The sequence below is a fragment of the Caballeronia sp. genome (assembly GCF_049581465.1).
Lineage (GTDB): Bacteria > Pseudomonadota > Gammaproteobacteria > Burkholderiales > Burkholderiaceae > Caballeronia.
The window spans coordinates 1-7,036 of record NZ_JBAUSA010001164.1 but is presented as its reverse complement, the minus strand read 5'-3'; the positions used below and the strand labels follow the sequence as shown (position 1 = coordinate 7,036).

Genomic DNA, 7,036 nt, shown 5'->3' with positions numbered 1-7,036 from the left:
ATTGTGCTGTTACGCGATGTGGACGGCAGCGGCGCCGCGAGGACTCAGACAGTATATCTGCGCGGCCTCCGCTCGCCGTTCGGGATGGCGCGCATTGGCAATCAACTCTATGTTGCCGATACGGACGCTCTGCTGCGTTTTGACTATGTGACGGGCGCCACCCAGATTACAGGCCCCGGCGTCAAGGTTGCCGACTTGCCGGCCGGGCCGATCAACCATCACTGGACCAAAAATATCCTGGCCGATCGCTCCGGCAATCATCTGTACATCACGGTGGGATCGAACAGCAACGCAGGGGAAAATGGAGTCGATGCCGAAGAAGGTCGAGCGCGCATCCTCGTGTTCGACATCGACTCGGGCCATGTGCGGCCCTATGCGACTGGATTGCGCAACGCCAATGGACTTGCCTGGCAACCGGACAGCGGCGCGTTGTGGACGGCAGTCAATGAGCGGGACGATCTCGGCAACAATCTTGTCCCCGACTACATGACCGCCGTGAAAGATGGCGCTTTCTACGGTTTTCCCTACAGCTATTACGGCCAGCACATCGACATTCGAGTCAAACCGCAACGCCCCGATCTAGTTGCAAAGGCCATCGCGCCGGACTATGCACTCGGCAATCATACGGCTTCGCTAGGTCTGGTCTTTTACGACCGGACGCTGTTCCCGCCTCATTATCGTGGAGGCGCATTTGTCGGCCAGCATGGATCATGGAACCGTAAACCGCGTACCGGCTACAAGGTGGTGTTCGTGCCATTTGTCGATGGAAAACCTGCTGGCGTACCTGAGGATTTCCTGAGCGGCTTTCTGACGGCAGACGGCCACGCCGTGGGTCGACCCGTTGGCGTCGCACTGGACGCGCATGGGGCGTTGCTCGTGGCTGACGACGTCGGTAACGCTGTATGGCGAGTAGCGCCGCGTAACAACGACAAATCGGCTGACATCGCGCCGGCACGTAAATGAAGCAGCCCTCGCCGCTTTGCTTTGAAGCCGGGCAGACGCAAGGTTATCGTGCCGATTAGAACCGTTTCATCAGTCAAAGCCGCATGCCCGTGGCGTATCTCAAAAGCGGCGACCCGCAACTAGATCCCGGTGATGCTCCGCAGGGTAGAGCCAGCGTTGTCGTGATTCGGCAGTTTGCGGTAATTGATCGCAACACCCGCGCCGGTTGACCGCTCCGTCGCCGCATCGTCGAACGGCCGCTAACTCAACAATCATCGGCCCTTCGCAACAACCCATGGACCGTCTCTTCCTGGCCGTTGGCCGCTATGCGCCGGCCCGGTAAGAACTGGCCTTCAGCGCATCGCAACAACACGGATAAAGTCTCCGCGGCAACCCAAGGCACGCCGTGGACCGGTAAAAAAGGCCGGCACATGGCCGGCTGGGGAAGGCCTAGCGCACGAGAGAAGCGCTAGGTGAAAAATTTGTAGCATCAGCCGTTCCCGGGTTCTGATAATGAAGTCTCACACCTCGCCCAGCGATCCACGGCACCCCACCCACTAAGCAGTCCTTGTCACGTATAAGGTTCGCGCTCTCCCTATAAGAGCTATAACTGATTCTGCGATAGGGCCGCCTCGTCAGCGAGCCTTGCAAGACGCTCCGTGCGTGCTCCTCGAATTCGTCCACTTCACGGCACTGCGCCGCTTGACTCCATCGCCGTGAATCGATTTGATCATGACTCGCTGGCCGCGCGCTTCGCCCTGGGCGGCAATGCGATCGCCGTATCGCATGAGCGTTCCGCGGGCTGGTCGACGGCGAATGCTGGGTCGGGTGCGTTTCATCGGCATCGCGCAAGTGGGTTTTTGTTGCAACACGTATGATTATGCCCATTGCGGGCGCATGCCTTCCGCCTACTGGCCGTGGTATCCGTCGTGCTTCTCAAATCGTAGGTTATTGTTATGCGTCGAATTGTTGTGCGTCGCTCACCCGTTCATGGCCGAGTCGTGTCCACTTGTCCCGTAATTGGCGGTAGCCCGAACATGAAGGAAGTACGATCAAGAACTTTGGCTTGTAGCAACGTATCCGTCAGCGGAACCCGTTAGGGCGGTTTTGCGCGACTAAATGTCGACGATCTTTCGCAGTAGAGAGTACGAAACGCGCCAGTGGCCATCGGTGTCATTAACGGCGACCGACGCGGTCTTGGCATTCAGCCTCACGACGACTCCGACGCGCTCGCTTAGGTGCTTGTCAGTGAAGCTAACTGTGTCACCGATGAAGAATTCTTCACGCTGCGTTCTCGGCGGTGGTGCCGGTTCGACGTGAGGCTGAGCACTCGAAGTTTCTGGGATGATCGCTGCGTAGAGCACGCCCCAACGGCGTCGAGTTACGCTGTCTTGAACCACAGCCTGTGTTTGGCGAAGTTCGACGATGGTGCCTTGGGCCGGCGGTCCAAGCGGGTTGTCGCCGATGTAGTTGACGGCCATCCCCAGGTGCAGGCGTTGACGTATTTCGAGAATACGTCGGGGGTCATCAAGCATTTTGCCGATAGCAAGATAGAGGCGATAGAGCTCGGCGCTAGGCGCATGCCGAAGCGAATCCAGAATGTCCATGGTGTAGAGGTGTTTTAACGGGCGAGCGGCAAGAGCTCGTGCACGCGATTGATGGGATACGACGGCAGTTTCTCAAGCGTTCGTTCGAGCCACGCGTAGGGTTCGATACCGTTAAGGCGAGCCGTTCCGATGAGCGAGTACATCGTTGCTGCTGCCCGAGCACCTCGTGGCGAACCCGCGAACAGCCAGTTCGCTCTTCCGAGGGCAATCGGTCTGATTTGACGCTCAAGCGCATTGTTGTCTGGCAACAGGACGCCGTTCTCTGTATATCTGACAAGCGCCTCCCAATGCCGCAACGCATAACCGAAGGCCTTGCCGAGCGGGGCTTGCGGGAGCAAACCGATGCTGTTTGCGTCTAGCCATTGACGAAACTGTGCCAACACCGGCAACGTCTGCGCTTGCCGCGCTGCGAGCTTGATGTCCGGGGTTTCGTCTTTGACCCGTGATTCAATCGCATATAGCTTGGCGATCCACTGCAGTGCCTGCGCCGCGAGGCCGGGGTCTTTCTGAGCCTTGGCAATTTCGAAGAACCGTCGACGGCAATGAGCCCAGCATCCGACCTCAATAATGTCACCTCGCGCGTAAAGCGCGCCATGACCGCTGTACGCGTCGGCTTGTAGATAGCCTTTGTATTTATTCAGGTACAGCAGCGGATGCGCGCCCGCGCGTGACTCAGCGAACTCGAACACGATCGCTGGCGGGTGGTCGACCCAGACGCCGTTCTCGTTGCGCTGGCCCGCGCCCAGATAACCCCATAATCGTGCTGTGCGCGTTGATGGGTGCCCTCGCTCAAGCAGAGGTAGCGTCGTGTCATCCACGTGCATGCGCGGCGCCTTCAACTGGTGAGCGCGCAAACTAGGCAGCAGTACCGAGAGTAGCTCAGCAGATGCCAGCTTCCATTCGCATAACGTAGCGCGTGGCAAGTACACGCCCCGGCGCGCGTAGCGCATTTCCTGACGATTCAACGGCAAATGATCGACATAGGTGTTGACCAGGACGTTGGCGAGCAGGCTGGCGCTTGCATTGCTCTTGGGCAACGGCGACGGCTGAGCGCTTGCGGTCACGATGGTCGATTCGCCGTCCTTCTTCGCCACGTATTTGAAGCGGATGTGCTCAATGACGGTGAGCTTGGACGGCTCGTAATGCAGCGTCTCGCTGCGCTCTTCGCCGATCCGTTCGAGCGTATCGAACGCCGTCTTCTGTTCGTCGCTCAGATCGTATTCGATGCGTGTGCGTGGCAGGTCCTTGGGCAGTGCAGGACGCCCTTTACGGGTGCGACTCTCTACAGGTACGGCGTCGACTGCTGGCGGTGCAGGGATATCCGTGGCGGCGTCAAACAGCTCGGCTTGGCCTGCCAGGCGCTCGGAGCTCACGCCAAAGCGCGCACGGTTCAACTGCGCAATCTGATGCTGGAGGATTTCCAACTGCTCCCACAACACCCGTGCAAGCCGGTTCTGTTCGAGCGCGAACGCTTGCAGCGCATCGGGCTCGACGGGAAGATCCGCGACAGTGACGGCGTTAGGTGGCATGTGTTCCATGATGCCTAACTCAGGCCACGTTTACAAGCTCGGCGCTCCGCTGGAGCACCTCACGTCACGCGCGTTACTGCCACGGTGCGGTGCGGCTCCCGCGCCGGGATCTCGATGCCTTCGAGCCATGCGTTGAGCTCCACGAGCGTGAAGCCGCGCTGAGCAAGTAACGAGGGCGACGGGAAACGGCCTCTTTCGAGACGCTTATACCAAAGCGCGAAGCCGGTCCGGTCCCAATAAAGAATCTTCACTTTGGAGCGGTCTCGCGCCACGAAGACGAACAGGTTGCCCGATGCAGGCTTCTGCGCAAGTAACGGCTCGACGAGATAGGACAGTCCATCGATCGCCTTGCGCATGTCGACCGGGTCGCGACAGATGTAAGCGCGAACGTCCGAGGCAATCAGCACCGGCCACCTCCGAGCTGTCCAAGCACAAATCGCACGATGCGCTCGGCGTGAACGCCGCTCAGTTCGATACGAACGCCAGCGAGCGAGAGCGTCACCCCGTCACGCGACGGCGATACATCAGCCGCCGGCGTTGCAATAAGCGGCCTTGAGGGAGCCAGTTCACCATCCAGATTGGAAACGATGAATGCCGCATCCGCAGTAACCGCGAGTGGCTGTTTAATCTCTCTGACCGGGCTTGAGAGCTTCTTGCGCCACAGGCTGAAGGTGCTTACCGCCAGACCCTGTTCTCGGCAAAACCGCCGAGCGCCGATACCGCTCGCTTTCCAGGTGGTAACCATTTCGCCCCAGAATGCTTCCCCTTGCCGTGGGCGACGTGTACCCATCGCCGTTGCAGCCCGAATGTTCTCGTCTTCCATCGCATTGCCCTCGTTCTCACGAAAGCATCACCTTCACATTCGGAATGTCGCGATTCAAGACGGGATCCGCTGACGCTTACGATAGGTGCGGCGGATGTTCCACCGCCAGAACAAGTCGGTACGCGAGATAGCGCGTCTCACAAGTCTGTCGCGCAACACGATTAGCAAATACCTGAACATTGAGATTCAGGAAGAACCGAAGTATCAGCGGCGCTCGCAGTCGACCCGGCTGACGCCGTTTCATGAGGCGCTGGTGCAGGCGCTCAGCGTGGACGCACGGCGGCCGAAGAAAGAGCGGCGCAGCGCCTGGATGCTGTTCCAGGAGATCAAGGCGAGCGGCTACGATGGCTGCTATTCGCGGGTAACCGATTTCATCCGGGCCTGGCGGCAAGGCGAAGGCAAGGCGGTTTCGAAGTCGGCGTTTGTGCCGTTGCAATTCGAGCTGGGCGAAGCGTTCCAGTTTGATTGGTCCGAGGAAGGACTGGTGGTCGGCGGCATTTATCGCAAGCTGCAGGTGTCGCACATGAAGCTGTGTGGGTCGCGGGCGTTCTGGCTGGTTGCCTATCCGAGCCAGGGGCACGAGATGCTGTTCGACGCCCATACGCGCTCGTTCGCGGCCTTCGGCGGGGTGGCTCGCCGGGGCATCTATGACAACATGAAGACGGCGGTCGACAAGGTCCATAAAGGCAAGGGCCGCACGGTAAATCCGCGTTTCGCAGTGATGTGCTCGCACTCTCTGTTCGATGCGGACTTCTGCAACGTGGCCAGCGGCTGGGAGAAAGGCGTCGTCGAGAAGAACGTGCAGGACAGCCGCCTGCGCATCTGGATTGAAGCGCGCGAGCAGCGCTTCGGCAGTTTCGCCGATCTGAATGCATGGCTTGCGAGCCGGTGCCGATCGTTGTGGGAGCAAGTGAAGCATCCGGACTATCGGGACCTCAGCGTTGCCGACGTGTTCGAGCAGGAGCGCGCCCATCTGATGCCGATGCCGACACCGTTTGACGGTTACGTCGAACGCGCGGCCCGCGTGTCGTCGACCTGCCTGGTGGTGGTCGGACGCAACCGTTACTCGGTGCCATGCGAATTTGCAGGCCAGATGCTCAGTACGCGGCTCTATCCGGGCCGCGTGGTTGTGGTGGGTGACGACGCCATGGTGGCCGACCACGAGCGGCTGGCCGACGAAGGTCTGGTGCGCTACGACTGGCAGCATTACATCCCGCTGATCCAGCGCAAACCCGGCGCACTGCGCAACGGTGCGCCGTTCCAGGATATGCCCGAGCCGCTGCAACGGCTTCGCCGGGCGCTGCTGCGCGAGACGGGCGGTGACCGGGTGATGGCGAAGGTGCTGGCACTGGTGCCGGAAAGCGGTCTGGATACCGTGCTGGTTGCGGTCGAGCTGGCACTGGAACAGGCACCGCCGTCCGGGCGGGTGAGCGTCGAGCATGTGGTGAATGTGCTGTCGCGCATGCGCAGCGTGCAGATGCCGCCGAAGATCGATACAGCGTTGCAACTGGCGACACCGCCGCTGGCCGATACGTCGCGCTATGACGGACTGCGCCCGGCGCTGCAACAGCCGGAGGCCGGTCATGCGTGATCTTATCGTCGAAATCAACCAGTTGCGGTTGCACGGCATGGCGGCTGGCTGGGCTGAATTGCTTGAACAGGGTAACGTCGAGGTGGCGTCTTCGCAATGGCTGCTTGAACGGCTGCTGCAGGCCGAGAGTGCCGATCGGGCCGTGCGTTCGGTCAGCCACCAGATGAGCGCGGCAAAGTTCCCGGTGCACCGCGATATCGTCGGCTTCGACTTCGATGGCTCCCCGGTCGATCGCCAACTCGTCATGCAACTGGCCAGCATGACGTTCACAGAGGGCGCGCACAACTTGGTTCTGGTCGGTGGACCGGGCTCGGGCAAAACGCATCTTGCGACGGCCATCGGCGTGTCCGGCATCATGCATCACGGCAAGCGGGTTCGCTTCTACTCGACCGTGGACTTGGCGAACGCCCTGGAGCAGGAGAAGGCGCAGGGTCGCGCCGGGCGGATCGCGGCGAGCTTGCTGCGCCTTGACCTGGTCATTCTGGACGAGCTCGGGTATTTGCCGTTCAGCCAAGCCGGCGGGGCACTCCTATTCCATCTGCTG

General features: G+C 60.5%; 7 protein-coding genes. 3 read left to right on the top strand and 4 right to left on the bottom strand.

What is annotated here, in order from left to right; all coding sequences use genetic code 11:
- A partial coding sequence (locus tag WCA53_RS28520) for a PQQ-dependent sugar dehydrogenase (RefSeq protein WP_423918906.1) occupies positions 1-963 on the top strand: 963 nt, incomplete at its 5' end.
- A gap of 1,094 nt (positions 964-2,057) precedes the next feature.
- Here WCA53_RS28520 and WCA53_RS28515 read toward each other — a convergent pair.
- From WCA53_RS28515 to tnpA, 4 genes are read right to left on the bottom strand one after another with little or no spacing between them, the layout of a single operon-like run.
- On the bottom strand, positions 2,058-2,549 hold the full coding sequence (locus tag WCA53_RS28515; RefSeq protein WP_423918902.1) for a hypothetical protein: 492 nt from the start codon (positions 2,547-2,549) through the stop codon (positions 2,058-2,060).
- A 14-nt stretch (positions 2,550-2,563) separates the two neighbouring features.
- A complete protein-coding gene (tnpC, locus tag WCA53_RS28510) occupies positions 2,564-4,087 on the bottom strand; it encodes an IS66 family transposase (RefSeq protein WP_423918898.1) in 1,524 nt (507 codons plus the stop codon).
- 50 nt (positions 4,088-4,137) lie between these two features.
- Positions 4,138-4,485, bottom strand: coding sequence for an IS66 family insertion sequence element accessory protein TnpB (gene tnpB, locus WCA53_RS28505; RefSeq protein ID WP_423918895.1), 348 nt, complete (start codon positions 4,483-4,485; stop codon positions 4,138-4,140).
- Complete coding sequence (gene tnpA / locus WCA53_RS28500) at positions 4,479-4,901, bottom strand: IS66 family insertion sequence element accessory protein TnpA (RefSeq protein ID WP_423918892.1); 423 nt, start codon at positions 4,899-4,901, stop codon at positions 4,479-4,481. The genes tnpB and tnpA overlap by 7 nt, the downstream gene beginning before the upstream one ends.
- A gap of 94 nt (positions 4,902-4,995) precedes the next feature.
- Here tnpA and istA point away from each other — a divergent pair, with 94 nt between their 5' ends.
- Both istA and WCA53_RS28490 read left to right on the top strand, forming a co-directional pair.
- A complete protein-coding gene (istA, locus tag WCA53_RS28495) occupies positions 4,996-6,492 on the top strand; it encodes an IS21 family transposase (RefSeq protein WP_423918909.1) in 1,497 nt (498 codons plus the stop codon).
- The coding region (locus tag WCA53_RS28490; protein ID WP_423918889.1) for an ATP-binding protein at positions 6,485-7,036 on the top strand (552 nt) is incomplete at its 3' end. The genes istA and WCA53_RS28490, both read left to right, overlap by 8 nt.

What these genes read in the sequence shown, in the direction of transcription:
- WCA53_RS28515 (WP_423918902.1), bottom strand. Translation starts at nt 2,549, where the DNA reads ATGGACATTCTGGATTCGCTTCGGCATGCGCCTAGCGCCGAGCTCTAT.
- tnpC (WP_423918898.1), bottom strand. Translation starts at nt 4,087, where the DNA reads ATGGAACACATGCCACCTAACGCCGTCACTGTCGCGGATCTTCCCGTC.
- tnpA (WP_423918892.1), bottom strand. Translation starts at nt 4,901, where the DNA reads ATGGAAGACGAGAACATTCGGGCTGCAACGGCGATGGGTACACGTCGC.
- istA (WP_423918909.1), top strand. Translation starts at nt 4,996, where the DNA reads ATGTTCCACCGCCAGAACAAGTCGGTACGCGAGATAGCGCGTCTCACA.